13 protein-coding genes are annotated in these 14,477 nt (G+C 65.4%); 5 read left to right on the top strand and 8 right to left on the bottom strand.

From position 1 onward, the window contains the following. Positions 1-13 precede the first annotated feature (13 nt). Positions 14-1,096, top strand: coding sequence for a sulfate/molybdate ABC transporter ATP-binding protein (locus tag ACEL92_RS09130; protein WP_374025265.1), 1,083 nt, complete (start codon positions 14-16; stop codon positions 1,094-1,096). 13 nt (positions 1,097-1,109) lie between these two features. Here ACEL92_RS09130 and ACEL92_RS09135 read toward each other — a convergent pair whose 3' ends face one another. From ACEL92_RS09135 to ACEL92_RS09145, 3 genes are all read right to left on the bottom strand, one after another. Further along, positions 1,110-1,853, bottom strand: coding sequence for a phosphoadenylyl-sulfate reductase (locus ACEL92_RS09135; RefSeq protein ID WP_374025266.1), 744 nt, complete (start codon positions 1,851-1,853; stop codon positions 1,110-1,112). Next, the gene (locus tag ACEL92_RS09140; RefSeq protein ID WP_374025267.1) at positions 1,850-3,517 is read right to left on the bottom strand and encodes a nitrite/sulfite reductase; all 1,668 of its coding nucleotides are present in this window, start codon (positions 3,515-3,517) and stop codon (positions 1,850-1,852) included. The genes ACEL92_RS09135 and ACEL92_RS09140 overlap by 4 nt, the downstream gene beginning before the upstream one ends. A 108-nt stretch (positions 3,518-3,625) precedes the next feature. Then, positions 3,626-3,907 carry an Ms4527A family Cys-rich leader peptide gene (locus tag ACEL92_RS09145; protein WP_374025268.1) on the bottom strand — a complete coding sequence of 94 codons (282 nt, stop codon included), beginning with the start codon at positions 3,905-3,907 and terminating at the stop codon, positions 3,626-3,628. On the opposite strand from ACEL92_RS09145, the gene hemW reads away from it, so the two are divergent. Beyond that, positions 3,906-5,078: a radical SAM family heme chaperone HemW gene (hemW, locus tag ACEL92_RS09150; RefSeq protein WP_374025269.1), complete on the top strand. Its 1,173-nt coding sequence runs from the start codon at positions 3,906-3,908 to the stop codon at positions 5,076-5,078. The genes ACEL92_RS09145 and hemW overlap by 2 nt on opposite strands. Positions 5,079-5,081: 3 nt before the next feature. Here hemW and ACEL92_RS09155 read toward each other — a convergent pair whose 3' ends face one another. The 3 genes from ACEL92_RS09155 to ACEL92_RS09165 form a co-directional block, all read right to left on the bottom strand. After that, complete coding sequence (locus ACEL92_RS09155; RefSeq protein ID WP_374025270.1) at positions 5,082-6,299, bottom strand: sodium-dependent bicarbonate transport family permease; 1,218 nt, start codon at positions 6,297-6,299, stop codon at positions 5,082-5,084. Positions 6,300-6,514: 215 nt separating this feature from the next. Then, positions 6,515-7,750 (bottom strand): sodium-dependent bicarbonate transport family permease, encoded by a 1,236-nt coding sequence (locus tag ACEL92_RS09160; protein WP_374025271.1) that lies wholly within the window; start codon positions 7,748-7,750, stop codon positions 6,515-6,517. 291 nt (positions 7,751-8,041) lie between these two features. Then, positions 8,042-8,254 (bottom strand): hypothetical protein, encoded by a 213-nt coding sequence (locus tag ACEL92_RS09165; RefSeq protein ID WP_374025272.1) that lies wholly within the window; start codon positions 8,252-8,254, stop codon positions 8,042-8,044. Between the two features lie 366 nt (positions 8,255-8,620). Here ACEL92_RS09165 and ACEL92_RS09170 point away from each other — a divergent pair, with 366 nt between their 5' ends. The 3 genes from ACEL92_RS09170 to ACEL92_RS09180 all read left to right on the top strand — a co-directional run bounded on the left by ACEL92_RS09170 (position 8,621) and on the right by ACEL92_RS09180 (position 11,562). Next, complete coding sequence (locus ACEL92_RS09170) at positions 8,621-9,973, top strand: salicylate synthase (RefSeq protein ID WP_374025273.1); 1,353 nt, start codon at positions 8,621-8,623, stop codon at positions 9,971-9,973. 155 nt (positions 9,974-10,128) lie between these two features. Next, a complete protein-coding gene (locus ACEL92_RS09175) occupies positions 10,129-11,145 on the top strand; it encodes an acyl-ACP desaturase (protein WP_374025274.1) in 1,017 nt (338 codons plus the stop codon). Positions 11,146-11,379: 234 nt separating this feature from the next. Continuing rightward, positions 11,380-11,562, top strand: coding sequence for a hypothetical protein (locus ACEL92_RS09180; RefSeq protein WP_374025275.1), 183 nt, complete (start codon positions 11,380-11,382; stop codon positions 11,560-11,562). A gap of 501 nt (positions 11,563-12,063) precedes the next feature. Here the strand turns inward: ACEL92_RS09180 and ACEL92_RS09185 are convergent. Both ACEL92_RS09185 and ACEL92_RS09190 read right to left on the bottom strand, forming a co-directional pair. Beyond that, positions 12,064-12,978 (bottom strand): MerR family transcriptional regulator, encoded by a 915-nt coding sequence (locus tag ACEL92_RS09185; RefSeq protein WP_374025276.1) that lies wholly within the window; start codon positions 12,976-12,978, stop codon positions 12,064-12,066. A gap of 1 nt (position 12,979) precedes the next feature. Beyond that, positions 12,980-14,476 (bottom strand): flavin-containing monooxygenase, encoded by a 1,497-nt coding sequence (locus tag ACEL92_RS09190; protein WP_374026137.1) that lies wholly within the window; start codon positions 14,474-14,476, stop codon positions 12,980-12,982. Position 14,477 lies beyond the last annotated feature (1 nt).

The following is a 14,477-nucleotide window of genomic DNA, read 5'->3' on the forward strand; positions in this document are numbered from 1 at the left end:
TGGAGACTCGTAGATGACCGACAGGGACAACCCGGACCACGCCATCATCGTGCGGAACGCCAACAAGCGCTACGGCGACTTCGTGGCGCTAGACCACGTCGACTTCGTCGTACCGTCCGGCTCGTTGACGGCACTGCTGGGTCCCAGCGGCTCGGGCAAGTCGACCCTGTTGCGCGCCATCGCGGGGCTCGACCAGCCCGACAGCGGGACGATCACGATCAACGGCCATGACGTCACGCGGGTCCCGCCGCAGCGACGCGGCATCGGGTTCGTGTTCCAGCACTACGCGGCGTTCAAGCACCTGACCGTTCGCGACAACGTGGCGTACGGACTCAAGATCCGCAAGCGGCCCAAGGCGGAGGTCAAGGCCAAGGTCGACAACCTCCTGGAAGTCGTGGGGCTGAGCGGCTTTCAGAACCGTTATCCCAATCAGCTGTCCGGTGGTCAGCGACAGCGGATGGCGCTGGCCCGGGCGCTGGCGGTCGACCCCCAGGTGCTGCTGCTCGATGAGCCGTTCGGTGCGCTGGATGCCAAGGTGCGGGAGGACCTGCGCGCGTGGTTACGCCGGCTGCATGACGAGGTGCACGTCACCACGGTCCTGGTCACCCACGACCAGGCGGAGGCGCTGGACGTCGCCGACCGGATCGCCGTGCTGAATCACGGCCGCATCGAGCAGGTGGGATCGCCGACCGAGGTCTACGACGCCCCGAAGACGGCCTTCGTCATGTCGTTCCTCGGAGCGGTGTCCACCTTGAACGGCAATCTGGTTCGCCCCCACGACATCCGGGTGGGCCGCAACCCCGAGATGGCCATCGCGGGCGGCGACGGCACCGCCGAGTCGATCGGGGTGGTGCGCGCCACGGTCGATCGCGTTGTCGTCCTGGGGTTCGAGGTGCGAGTGGAATTGACCAGCGCCGCCACCGGGGGCCTCTTCACCGCTCAGATCACCCGCGGCGACGCCGAGGCCCTGGCCCTACGCGAGGGCGACACCGTCTACGTGCGCGCCACGCGGATGCCGTCGCTTCCCGCTGAGGACGCCACCGACAGCGCCGGCCGTCCCGGCCAGAATCAGAAGACCACGCTGACGTCCGCGTGACCCGAGGCTGCGGTCAGGAGGCGTGCAGCCCGCACTCGGTCTTGGACAGCCCCTGCCAACGCCCACTGCGCGGGTCGGCCCCCGCGAGCGGCTTGGCCGTGCACGGGGCGCAGCCGATCGACGGATACCCGTCGTAGACAAGCGGATTGACCAGCACACCGTGCTCGTCGATGTAGTTCTGCATGTCCTCGTCGGTCCACGTCGCCAGCGGATTGATCTTCACCAGCTTGAAGCCCTCGTCGAAACCGATCACCGGAGCGTTGGCCCGCGTCGCCGCCTCGCTTCGCCGTAAACCGGTCACCCAGGCCGAGTATCCACTCAGGGCCCTGCGCAGCGGCACGACCTTACGCAGCCGGCAGCACTCGCCCGGATCCCGGGAGAACAGGTCCTTGCCCAGCAGCTGGTCCTGCTCGGCCACCGTCTGTTCCGGGGTGATGTTGAGCACGTGGATGTCGTACACCGACTCCACCGCGTCCCGGGTTCCGATGGTCTCGGCGAAGTGGTAACCGGTGTCGAGGAAGACCACCGGGACTCCGGGCCGGACCTTCGAGGCCAGGTCGATCAACACGGCCTCCTGCATGCTGGAGGTCAGCACGTAGTTGCAGGTGGCCCAGCCGCGGGGCCCGTTGACCCCGCCGAAGGTCTCATCCGTCCAGCGCAACACCTCGATGGCGCTGGCGCCCTGAAGCTCCGCGGCGCCACGCGCCGCAAGCTCCCGCAGTTCCGCTTCGCTTCGTTTCGTCGCCTGTCCACTCATCGCAAATCGTCCTCATCCGCCCGAATCGCCCACTGCGCGAAGCGTTCTCCCGCACTGCGGTGTTTGATGAAGTTCCGTACCACCCGGTCGATGTAGTCGCCCAGCTCGTCGCTGGTCACCTTGTGCTGGCGCAACTTCCGCCCGAATCCGCTGTCCAGCCCGAGGCTGCCGCCCAGGTGCACCTGAAAGCCCTCTACCGAGCCCCCGTGACCGTCGTCCACCATTTGGCCCTTGAAGCCGATGTCGGCCACTTGAATTCGCGCGCACGAGTTCGGACAACCGTTGATGTTGACCGTGATCGGCACGTCGAGCGAAGAGTTGATGTCCTCGAGGCGGCGCTCCAGCTCCGGCACCAAGACCTGCGCCTTACCGCGGGTCTCGGCGAACGACAACTTGCAGTACTCGATCCCCGTGCAGGCCATCAGGTTCCGGCGCCAATGGGACGGTTTGGCCTGCAGTCCGAGCGCCTCGAGCCCGGCGAGCACCTCGTCGAGTTTGTCGTCGGCGATGTCGAGGATGACCAGCTTCTGGTACGGGGTGAACCGGATCCGGTCCGAGCCGGCCCTGTCCATCAGGTCGGCCACCGACGAGAGGATGGACCCCGAGACCCGTCCCGCGATCGGTGCCGCGCCGACGGCGTTGAGGCCGTTCTTGAGCCGCTGCACCCCGATGTGATCGATCGGATGCTTGAGCGGTTCGGGGGCCGGGCCGTCGATCAGCGGCCGCTTGAGGTACTCGGTCTCGAGAATTTCACGAAACTTGCCGATGCCCCAGTCCTTGATCAGGAACTTCAGCCGGGCCTTCGAGCGCAGCCGCCGGTAACCGTAGTCGCGGAATATCGACGTCACGGCCGCCCAGACCTCGGGTACCTCGTTCAGCGGCACCCAGGCGCCGACCCGCTGGGCCAGCATCGGGTTGGTGGACAGACCGCCGCCGACCCAGAGGTCCAGGCCGGGCCCATGCTCGGGATGGTTGACCCCGATGAAGGCGATGTCGTTGATCTCGTGCGCGACATCCTGCAGGCCGGAGATCGCTGTCTTGTACTTGCGCGGCAGGTCGGCGAAGTCGGGCTTGCCGATGTAGCGGCGCACGATCTCATCGATCGCCCAGGTGGGGTCGAGCACCTCGTCGCGGGACTCCCCGGCCAGCGGTGAACCCAGGATCACGCGGGGGCAGTCGCCGCACGCCTCGGCGGTTTGCAGGCCCACCTCCGCGAGCCGCCGCCAGATCTCGGGGACGTTTTCGACCTCGATCCAGTGCATCTGCACGTTCTGCCGGTCGGAGATGTCGGCGGTGTCGCGGCCGAACTCCGTCGAGATCTGGCCGACCGTGCGCAACGCCGCGGCCGACAGGGCGCCGCCGTCGCAGCGCACCCGCATCATGAAGTACTTGGCTTCCAGCAGATCGGCGTTCTCGTCACCGGTGAACGTGCCGTCGTAGCCCTGTTCGCGCTGGGTGTAGAGCCCCCACCAGCGGAAGCGGCCGCGCAGATCGCTCTTGTCGATACTGTCGAAGCCGGCCTTGGCGTAGATGCTCTCGATGCGTTCGCGCACCTCGAGCGGGGCGCCGGCATGCTTCATCTCTTCGTTGGGGTTGAGCGGTTCCCGATCTCCCAGCGCCCACTGGCCCTCGTTACGGGGCTTGGCGGGACGGGCTGTGGTCATCTCGGAGGTCTCCTTCGAACATCGCAGGCATGAAAGCGCAGCTCACCGGTGGTATCGGCGGCGCAGATCCGATGCCAGCTGGACGTACAGGTGGGCGGGTCTACGACATCAAGGGAGACAGCAACAGCTGCATACACGCTTGAGATCAATGTGCCGCCGCGCCACGAGCGCAATGCGAAGGCTGGGCTGAGCGACGGTCACGTTCCCCATTGTGCCATGCCCTCCGGGCGGCCACGTAACCAGGTCAAATATCGGCTCACGGTGAGCGGAATTCCCGATTAAGCTGGTCGCCCGGGTAAGAAAACCCAGGAAACCCCCGCGGGCCGCCGGTCGGGGTGACCCAAATCGACCCCGCGGCCGGGTACCGCGCACCGTGGGATCATTTGGCATGGCACTTCGCGAGGAAGCCGTCGAGCTGCCCGACCTGCAGCCCGTACCCGGGCGGTCGTTCGGGATCTACATCCACGTCCCGTTCTGCATAACCCGTTGCGGCTACTGCGATTTCAACACGTACACCCCGGCCGAGCTGGGCGGAGTGAATCCCGACGCCTGGCTGGCGGCGCTGCGGACGGAGTTGAAGCTGGCGGCCGAGCGGCTTTCCGGGCCGACGGTGAACACGGTGTTCGTCGGGGGAGGGACGCCGTCACTGCTGGGTGGGGCCCGCGTGGCGTCGGTGTTGGACATGGTGCGCGAGCATTTCGCGCTGGCCGCCGATGCCGAAATCACCACCGAGGCCAACCCGGAGTCGGCCTGGCCGGACTTTTTCGACGCCATCCGCGCGGCGGGTTACACGCGGGTCTCGCTGGGCATGCAATCGGTCTCACCGCGAGTGCTGGGCGTTCTCGACCGCATTCACACGCCGAATCGATCGGCGGCCGCCGCCCGCGAAGCGCTGGACGCCGGCTTCGAGCACGTCAGCCTCGACCTGATCTATGGCACGCCGGGCGAATCCGATGAGGACCTGCTGCGCTCGGTCGACACGGCGATCGACACCGGCGTCGACCACGTGTCCGCCTACGCCCTGGTCGTCGAGGAAGGCACCGCGCTGGCCCGACGAGTCCGGCGCGGCGAACTCGCGGCCCCCGACGACGACGTGCTGGCACACCGCTACGAGCTGGTCGACGCCCGGCTCTTTGAAGCCGGAATGTCTTGGTACGAGGTGTCCAACTGGGCGCGCCCCGGCGGCGAATGCCGACACAACCTCGGCTACTGGGACGGTGGCCAGTGGTGGGGTGCGGGACCGGGAGCCCATGGCTACGTCGGCGCCACCCGGTGGTGGAACGTCAAGCACCCCAACGCTTACGCGGAAAGGCTGGCCGTCGGCGCGTTGCCGGTCGGGGGATTCGAGCGGCTGGACTCCGACGCCTTGCACACCGAAGACGTGCTTTTGAAAACCCGTCTGCGCCGGGGTCTTCCGCGTGATGTGCTGAGCTCCGCCGAAGGGGAGCGCGCCGAAGGTGCGGTCGCCGACGGATTGCTGGTGGCCGATGCCGATCGGTTCATCCTGACGCCGCGCGGCCGGTTGCTGGCCGACGCGGTGGTGCGCACCGTGTTGGGATAGTCCTCAGCTGGCTGGGAACCAATGCGCGACTGCGCGATTGATCTCGATGTACAGCGGGATCCCGATGGTGACGGTGTAGGAGAAGGTCAGACCGAGTGCGGCCGCCAGCGGCAAGGTCGGGCTGGCCTCGGGAATTCCCAGCCGCTGCACCGCGGGCAGGGTGATGTAGGACGCCGCACTGCACAGCACCGCGAACAGGACGTAGGTGCCCGGCTGGAAGTGCGTGTCGGTCAGGTTGGCGTAGGCGTAGGCGGCCAGGATGCCCAGTGTCGCAAACAGGTTGGGCGCCAACAGGCCGAAGGCGATGAACCCGCCCCCCGCGAACTTCAGATCCCGTAGCTTGCGCGACGCCGTCATGCCCATCTCGAGGAGGAACAGGCAGAGCACGCCCTGGAACGCGGCGACGAAAAGCTCGTTCTGGTCGTGCACAACCTTCTGGCCCTGCAGCGCGCTGATGAACCCGATGGCGATCCCGCCGACGAGCAGGATGAGCCCGGGGTTGAGGAACACTTCCTGCAATATCGCGCGCGACATCAACGGCGCCTTCTCGCGCTGCGGGGTGCTCGGGTACCACTCGGCGTGCTCCTGCTTTTCCAGCGAGAACTCCAGCTCCTCCTCGAGTCCGCGCTCGACCCGGTCACCGACGCCCTCAGCCTGGGCGGCCGCGCCGGGACCGACCCTGGCGGGGGCCGCGTATCCCGGCTCGTCAGGCATGTACCCGGCTTCGTCCATCCCCCGGTGTCGCAACCGGGCCACCAGGTACAGGGCCACCAGGCAGCCGGGAATCTCCATGAACGCCAGCAGAACCGGCATGTAGGCGTCGAAGGCGATCTTCACACTGGTCAGGACGGCGACGCAGGTGGCGAAGGCGCCCGCCGAGTCCGACCCGTAATAGCCGGCGACCGTCGCCCTGTCGACTCGTCGCAGCCGCGTCAGGTACCGCAGCAGGATGTAGGTGAGCACACCGATCAGGAAGTTCAACACCAAGCCCAGTACGACGAATCCGGCGATGTTGTCGATGTCGGCCGGCTTCACTTTGGCCAGTTCTTCGCCGCCCTGCCAGCCGATGGCCACCAGCAGGTACATCGTCAAACCCTGGTAGATCACGTACGGGAATTCGAACCGCACCTTGAGGATCGGGATGAGGAACCCGAAGTAGAAGAACAGCAGGAGCGGCTTGAACAGATTGTGGATGAGGTTCTGCCACATCTCGTAAAGCACGGGCGCCTCCTGGCGACGCAGTTCGGCCCAGCGGGTGGCAGCAAGCGACTCGCGGCGTCCCCGAACCTAGTGGAAACTCGCAGGCTTGAGGGAGTCGTCTCAACCCGTCTTTACGAATAATTAACAACGGGCCCGATTGGGGCCCGGGGACGAGCCGTCAAAGGAACTGTCACGCACGATAATTCGCCGGGCCGGTCACCGCGTGGCCGGCGAATCTAAAACCAGTGGGCGACCAGCCGGTTGACCTCGATGTACAGCGGGATCCCGATGGTGACGTTGTAGGAGAACGTCAAACCGAGGGATGCGGCAAGCGGCAGGGTGGGGCTGGCCTCCGGGATCGCCAGTCGCTGGACCGCCGGGACGGCGATGTAGGACGCCGCGCCGCACAGCACCGCGAAAAGTACGTAGGTGCCCGGCTTGAAATCGGCGTGGGTGAGCGACGAGTAGCTGTGGGCGATCAAAATCCCCAGCGGGGCAAAGATATTCGGCGCCAACAGACCGAAGAAGATGAACCCGATTCCCGCGGTGCGCAGGTCCTTCAACTTCCTGGAGGCCGTCATGCCCATCTCGAGCAAAAACAAACACAGCACGCCCTGGAACGCCATGACGAAGAACCTGTCGTCGTCGGCGACCACCTTCTGCCCCTGCAACCCACTGACCAGGCCGATGATGATTCCCCCGATGAGCAGGACCAGACCCGGGTTGAGGAACACCTCTTGGAACAGCTCCCGCGAGAAGATCGGCGCTCGCTTGCCCGTCGGGCGGGGCGGGCTCGGGGCGGGCTCCCAATCCGGGTGGTCGAGCTTCTCCAGGGAAAACTCCAGCTCCTCCTCGATGCCGCGTTCGTGCTCGGCCTCGAGGCTCTGGCCGTGCGGCGGCTTGGCCGCGGTGCCGGGTCCCACTGAAACCCGCACCGGAGCCGTGTAGCCCGGTTCGTCGACCATGTTCCCCGCCGCGTCCATGCCGCGGTGACGCAGCCGCGCCACCAGGTATAGGGCCACCAGGCAGCCGGGAATCTCCATGACCGCCAACATGACCGGCATGTAAGCGTTGAAGGCCATTCCGACGGCCGTCAGCACGGCCACGCAGGTGGCGAAGGTTCCCGCGGAGTCTGACCCGTAATAGCCGGCGACGGTCGCTCGGTCGATTCGTCGAAGGGAGGTCAGCCAACTCAGCAACAGGTAGGCAAGGCCGCCGATCACGAAGTTGAGCACGAAGCCCAAGACCATGAAGCCCACGATGACCCCGATGCTGCCCGCGCTGATCTTGGCGAGCTCTTCACCCCCGTGCCAGCCGATGGCCAGCAGCAGGTACATGGTCAAACCCTGATAGATCACGTACGGGAATTCGAAGCGCACCTTCAGAATCGGAATGAGAAAGCCGAAGTAGAAGAACAGCAGGAGCGGTTTGAAGAGGTTGTGGGTGAAGTTCTGCCAAAACTCTTGCAGCATTTGATGCCTCCCTCGATGAGTGCGGTGATCAGGGAAAGCACCGTCGCGCAAGCGAAGCCACCACGAACATCCCGACGACCGTGGAAAACCTATCCCCGGCGATGTCAAACCGCCACTCGGATGCAAAGTATGAAGTGCAGGCGTGTCGAATCGATGCAGGCGTGGCGGCGGCAGGCAAAACCGCAGGTCAGAGGCTCGCTGTCCGCGGCCTTCCGGCCGCGCGGCTCTGGCGCGGAGAGCGTGGATTTGGTGGGAATATGCTGTGCATTTGCTGTGTGGTGAGCACAGGAATCAACGGGCCGACGAAATAGCGGAGGGCCTGACCCCGACGCCCTTTTTGCGGTGCGTCACCGACAGCCATGCCGTCGGCGAGTAGTAGGTGGTGATTTCCTCCAGGCCGTCTACCCGTGAGACCGCGAGCACACCGGTCTCTTGGTTGATCTCGAGCTCATCACTCTCGCTGCCCTGGATCTCTTCGCCGTTCGCTAGCCGGATCACGAACATGGCGTCGCTCTCGGATCAAGCACGAGCCTCTCCACCAAAGTTCACCGCCACTCCTTCACTCACGCCGCAGGGAGCGCCACCGCGTCCATTAAATCTCTCGGCCAGCGCATTCGCACGGTCTCGGCCCCGAATTCAGGAGAAGCCACGTCGGTCTGGCCACGGTGTGCTGCGATGGTGCGGGCTCGCTGCGGGTCGTCTACCTGCGGTAAGTAGCAGCGGTCCGGGAGATGGTGGTTCGATCTGCGCCATGAGCGGTACAGGCCGGCGCCTTAGCTCCACGAAGGTTTTAGCATCATCGACCGGATTTGCCGGCCGTCGCGGGACAGGTTGCGTGTTCTTAGATAGGTTAGGCTACATTTACTAACCGTGACCGAGGTCAGCGTTCAGACGAGTTCTGCCGGCTCCACGTCAGCGCCGATTCCGCTCCCCGCACACGTGCATCCGGCCGACCTGGTCGCCGAGCTGGCCAGGCGGTTGCCGGAACAGGCCGGCGAGGAGTACCTGGTCTACGAGTGCGGCGGGCAATGGGTGCTGGCCGGCGGTGTGCGCGCGATGATCGAGCTCGACAGCCACGAGGTGCGGGTCGTCCGGGACGGCGTGATCCAGCGCCAACAGTGGTCGGGGCGGCCCGGGCCGGTCCTGGGTGAAGCCGTCGACAGGCTGTTGCTGGAGACCGATCAGCTCTTCGGTTGGATCGCCTTCGAGTTCGGCGTCTACCGGTATGGGCTGCAGCAACGGCTGGCCCCGCGAACCCCGTTGGCCCGCGTGTTCTGGCCGCGCACTCGCATTGTGGTGACGCGGGAACAGGTCCAGTTGTGGGGCGCGACCGCGGCGCACCGCGACACGGTCCTCGGCTTGTTGGCCGACGGCCTACCCGAGGTGCGCGCGGCGCGCCCCGTCGACGTGATCGCCGACCCGTCCAATTATCGCGGCCGGGTGGCATCAGCCGTTGGGGAGATTGCGGGGGGCCGCTATCACAAAGTGATCCTGTCCCGGTCTCTGGAAGTTCCTTTCCCCCTGGACTTCCCGTCCACTTACCGGCTCGGTCGTCGTCACAACACCCCGGTGCGGTCGTTCTTGTTGCGGCTGGGCGGAATTCGCGCCGTCGGTTACAGCCCCGAACTTGTCGCGGCGGTCCACGATGACGGCATCGTGGTGACCGAGCCGTTGGCGGGCACCCGCGCGCTGGGTCGCGGTGTGGCGCGCGACCGGCAGGCCCGCGACGACCTGGAATCCAACTCCAAAGAGATTGTGGAACATGCGATTTCGGTTCGCAGCTCGCTGCAGGAGATGACCGAGATCGCCGAACCCGGCAGCGCGGTGGTGACGGACTTCATGACGGTGCGCGAGCGCGGCAGCGTGCAGCACCTCGGCTCAACGGTCAGCGGGCGGCTAGGTCCGTCGAATGACCGGATGGACGCGCTGGAAGCGCTTTTCCCGGCGGTCACCGCGTCGGGTATCCCGAAGGCGGGCGGCGTCGAAGCGATCCTGCGCCTCGACGAGGGCCCGCGCGGGCTGTATTCGGGGGCGGTCGTGATGTTTTCGGCCGACGGCGGCCTGGACGCTGCGCTGACGCTGCGCGCGGCGTACGAACGCGACGGCAAGACGTGGTTGCGCGCGGGGGCGGGGATCATCGAAGAGTCCACGCCCGAGCGCGAATTCGAAGAGACCTGCGAAAAGCTGTCGACCCTCGCGCCCTATCTGGTCGCGCGGCAGTAATACCCGTCCGCTCCCTCGCGTGCCGCTGTAAGCGGCCCTTGGCGTAGGGGACCTTTGGCCCTAGTTGGTCGAGTTTCTCGCATGGCATCTTTGTGTAACCGAATGACACAGATACATTGCGCGTTACTTGACGGCACACATAACTGGAGGGCTTCGTGTCTAAGGACCTGACTAACCTGCAGCTACTCCACGAGCTCGAGCCCGTGGTCGAGGGCCTGCTCAACCGCCACCTGGCGATGTTCAAAGAGTGGAATCCGCACGACTACGTCCCGTGGTCGGACGGCAAGAACTTCTTCGCGGCCGACGGTCAGGACTGGGAACCTGGGCAGAGTCGGCTCCCGGACGTCGCGCAGGTGGCGATGGTTCAGAACCTGCTGACCGAGGACAATTTGCCCTCTTATCACCGCGAGATCGCGATGAACTTCAGCATGGACGGCCCGTGGGGTCAGTGGGTCAACAGGTGGACGGCCGAGGAGGCTCGGCACAGCACGGCGCTGCGTGACTACCTGGTGGTCACCCGCGCCGTCGACCCGGTGGCGCTGGAGCGGCTACGGCTCGAGCAGATGACCAGGGGCTTCAGCCCCGGGCAGAATCAGCAGGGCGACATGTTTGCCGAAAGCCTGTTCGACTCGGTCATGTACGTCTCGTTTCAGGAGCTGGCGACGCGCGTCTCGCACCGGAACACCGGTAAAGCGTCGCAAGAACCCATCGCCGAGCAGCTGATGGCCCGCGTCTCGCACGACGAGAACCTGCACATGATCTTCTACCGGGACGTCAGCGCGGCGGGCCTGGACATTGCCCCGAATCAGGCGATGAAGTCGGTGCACAAGATCTTGCGCAACTTCAAGATGCCGGGCTTCACGGTGCCGGAATTCCGGCGCAAGGCGGTGATCATTGCCGTCGGCGGCGTGTACGACCCACGTATTCACCTCGACGAGGTGGTGATGCCCGTGCTCAGGAAGTGGCGCATCTTCGAACGCGAGGACTTCACCGGCGACGCCGCGCGGATGCGCGACGATCTCGCTGTGCTGGTCAAGGAGCTCGAGCAGGCCTCCGACAAGTTCGACGAATCCAAGCAGCGCTATCTCGAGCGTGAGGCCCGCAAAACCGAAAGAATCACGGCCAGCAAGGTGCTTCGAACCGAAGGCACGCTGACGCTGAGCGGCCACTGAACAGGTCGTGATGACCGACCGGCGTGACCCGCTCGGCATTCACCTGTTTCGAACAGCTGGTCATTCCCGGCGTCAGTTTCACCCGGTCCGCTCGCCCCTGGCCGGCCACGGCCTCGGCGTGCGTCACGACGCGTTGCGACCCCCGCCGTCCGCGTCGGCGAGTCTGAACGTTTGAAACCAGGGTGGTCGGGGAATTCCTCGATCCCCCTCATAGCGTGAAGATCAGGAAGTTCCATGCTTAGCGCACGTATCGACCGCCTCAAGGAAGATTGGTTCCTTTTCCTGGGCAAGCTGGCGGCTTTGTCTACACCGCAATTAGGCATCATCTACGGCTTTCGCGACCGAATAGAAGTCCCAGTGCGCGAAGTCCGTCACGGGGCGCAACGGGTGGTTCAGTCGTCAAGGCTGATCGCCTAGCCGGTTGCCGCGCTCAGTTGGCCACGGCCTTTAGCCGGTAAGTACCTCCGGTAAGTACCTGGAGTCGGGCTGTTGCGCGCCGTCCCAACCCTGGGATGCCGTGGTCCTGGCGGCGAGCGGGCACCCCGCGCCGAGGTGCCCGTCAACCGTCAAAAAGCGAGGGAAAGCGTGGTGCTGTAGAAGCAGCCAGATGTCGTGAGCATGATGGATGCGGCGCACGAAGTGGCCACCAAGAGGCGCTTCAACACGCGCCTGTCAATCTTGCGCATTGCTCAATCTCCTTCAGTTGTAAGCGATTGGCAACAGCGTCCAACTGCTGCCATACTGTCATCCTGTAATGACGGGATAATACATACTTCCGGTCTGGACTCTAGGGATTAATTAGACTTTTGTCTAGTAGTAGCTGCCCACATCGACTCTGTTGCCGTCACGCAGCGGAATGCGCGGTAATCTCCGGTCCTGGAAATGATGGATCCGGCACCGACAGGTCGAGGGCGCTCGTTAGGCGGAGGAAGTCGACTCGAGATAGTCGGCGAGTATCCGGCTCACCAGTGACTCGATATTCGACTCGATCGACGACGCGAGCGTCGCGGTGACCGTCGCCACGGCCTGCGTCCGGAAGCGCACCAGCATCGTGATCAGCTCGGCGATTTCGGCGTCCGCCGGAAGAGGCTCGCCTGGCCTGATGCGGTCCAGCACGTGCTCGGCGCCGGCACGCACCAGCATGTCGCTGATCTTGTCGATCTCGGGCACGATCTGCTCGTGCAGATCAACGAGCTTCTCCAATTTGACGCCGTAGCCACGGATTTCGTTGAATGCCTCGATCAGTTTCGGACGGGTGACTGTGGCGCGCGGGCCATCGACCCGGATGACCTGCAGCGCCACCAGCCGGTCGAACGCCTCCCGGTCGTCAACGAGTCGCTGCGCGTCGAGCAGTGGCATGGTCTCGGGCTTCTCGGTGGTCCAGGTGCCCACGATGGCCGTCTCCAGGCCCAGCACGTCACCCAGGTTCTTGCCTTCTTCCCAGGCGCTGAGCATTTCCCGCACGTGCGCGATGTTGTATCCACGGTCGAGCATCGAGGTGATCAACCGCAGTCGGGTGAGGTGGGTGTCGTTGAACAGCGCGATGCGGCCCACGCGCAACGGCGGAGGAAGCAGTCCGCGGTCGCGGTAGACCCGGATATTGCGCGTGGTCGTGCCCGCCAGCCGGGCGAGGTCGTCGATCCGGTACTCACCGGATGTCGGAACGCCTTGCGGGTGTCGGGCCGCCGCGTCGAACAGTTGCGAGACCGCCGTCTCGATCAATTGCCGGTACTCCCGCGACTGGCGCCGGACCCGCTTGGGCGCACGCAGCACGTTGTGCAGCACGCTGGCGATACTGCCGGGTTCGGGTCTCGAGGAACGGTCGGGTGCCATGTCAGCCCGAGGCGGCGGCAAGCGCCTGGGCATCACGCGCCACCACTTGGTAGTCCCCGTAGCGGAAATCCCTCATCTGGCGAAGATACTGCGTCGCGAAGCCGGGGTACATCGACCCGTTGTATCCGTCCTTGGTGAGGTACCAGCTGCGGCAACCGGACATCCACGTCGTCCTCGTGAGGCGGCGCTGAATGCTGTCATTGTGGCGGCGCTGAACCTCTTCGCGCACATCGAGGCAACGCAGGTCGTTGTCGAGAATGGCGGTGATGCCGCGCACCGCGTACTCCAGCTGACCCTCGATGTAGACCAGCAGCGAGTTGTGACCGGGCCCGGAGTTGGGCCCGGTCATGACGAACAGGTTCGGGTAGCCGTGCACGCTGATGCTCTTGTAAGCCTGTGCGCCGTCGGCCCATTCGGTGGCCAGCGACCGACCGCCCAGCCCGGTGACCGGGAAGGGCGGACCGGTCAGGTGCACGTCATAACCGGTGGCGAACACGATGCAGTCGAGGTGATGTTCGATGCCGTCGCTGGTGCGGATGCCGGCCGGGCTCAACGTGGCGATCGGCCAGTCGATCAACTTGCAGTTGTCGCGCTGGAGGGCGGGGTAGTACTCGCTGGACACCAGCATGCGTTTGCAGCCCGGGCGGAAGTCCGGCGTCAGCTGCCGCCGCAACCACGGGTCTTTCACCTGGGCGCGCAGGTGGGCGCGGCCGAGCCGGGCGACCAGCGACGTGAGCGGGGTGTCCCACACCAGCGCCGTCGCGCTGGCCTCGTGGCCCCAGTACAGCGCTTGGCGCGCAAGCTGTTGGGTGGCAGGGACTTTGGCGAACAAGGATTGCACGGCCGGCGGGGTGGCGACGTCCAACCTCGGCAGCACCCAGCACGCCGTGCGCTGGAACACCTTGACGAACCCGGCGCGCTTCACCAACTCGGGCACGATCTGAATGGCGCTCGCGCCGGTGCCGATCACCGCGACGCGCTTGCCGGTGAAGTCGTAGTTGTGGTCCCAGCGTGCGCTGTGGACCTTGTGTCCGCGGTAGCTGTCCAGGCCCCGGATGTCGGGGAAGCTGACGTCCGACAGCGGGCCGGAGGCCAGCACGACGGTGCGGGCGCGAAACTTCTTGCGGTTCTTTGTGGTCGCGGTCCAGACGCCGGCTGCCTCGTCGAAGGCCAGGTCCTTGACTTCGTGGCCGAACTTGATCCGGCTACGAATGTCGAACCTGTCCGCCATGTCCTCGAGGTGCCGGTATATCTCCGGAGCGGGGGAGTAGGTGCGTGACCAGGTCGGGTTCTTGACGAAGGAGTACGAGTACAGCAGCGACGGGACATCGCAGCTGGCACCCGGATACGTTGTGTCGCGCCAGGTTCCGCCGACACGGTCGGCGCGCTCCAGCATCACGATGTCGTCGATACCGGCTTCCGCCAGGCGGATCGCCGCTCCCAGTCCGGTGAAGCCTGCCCCGATGATGAGTGCCGCATGAGCGCGGTTGTTCGCCATG

The organism is Mycobacterium hainanense (assembly GCF_041890355.1).
In the GTDB taxonomy this organism is placed as follows: domain Bacteria; phylum Actinomycetota; class Actinomycetes; order Mycobacteriales; family Mycobacteriaceae; genus Mycobacterium; species Mycobacterium hainanense.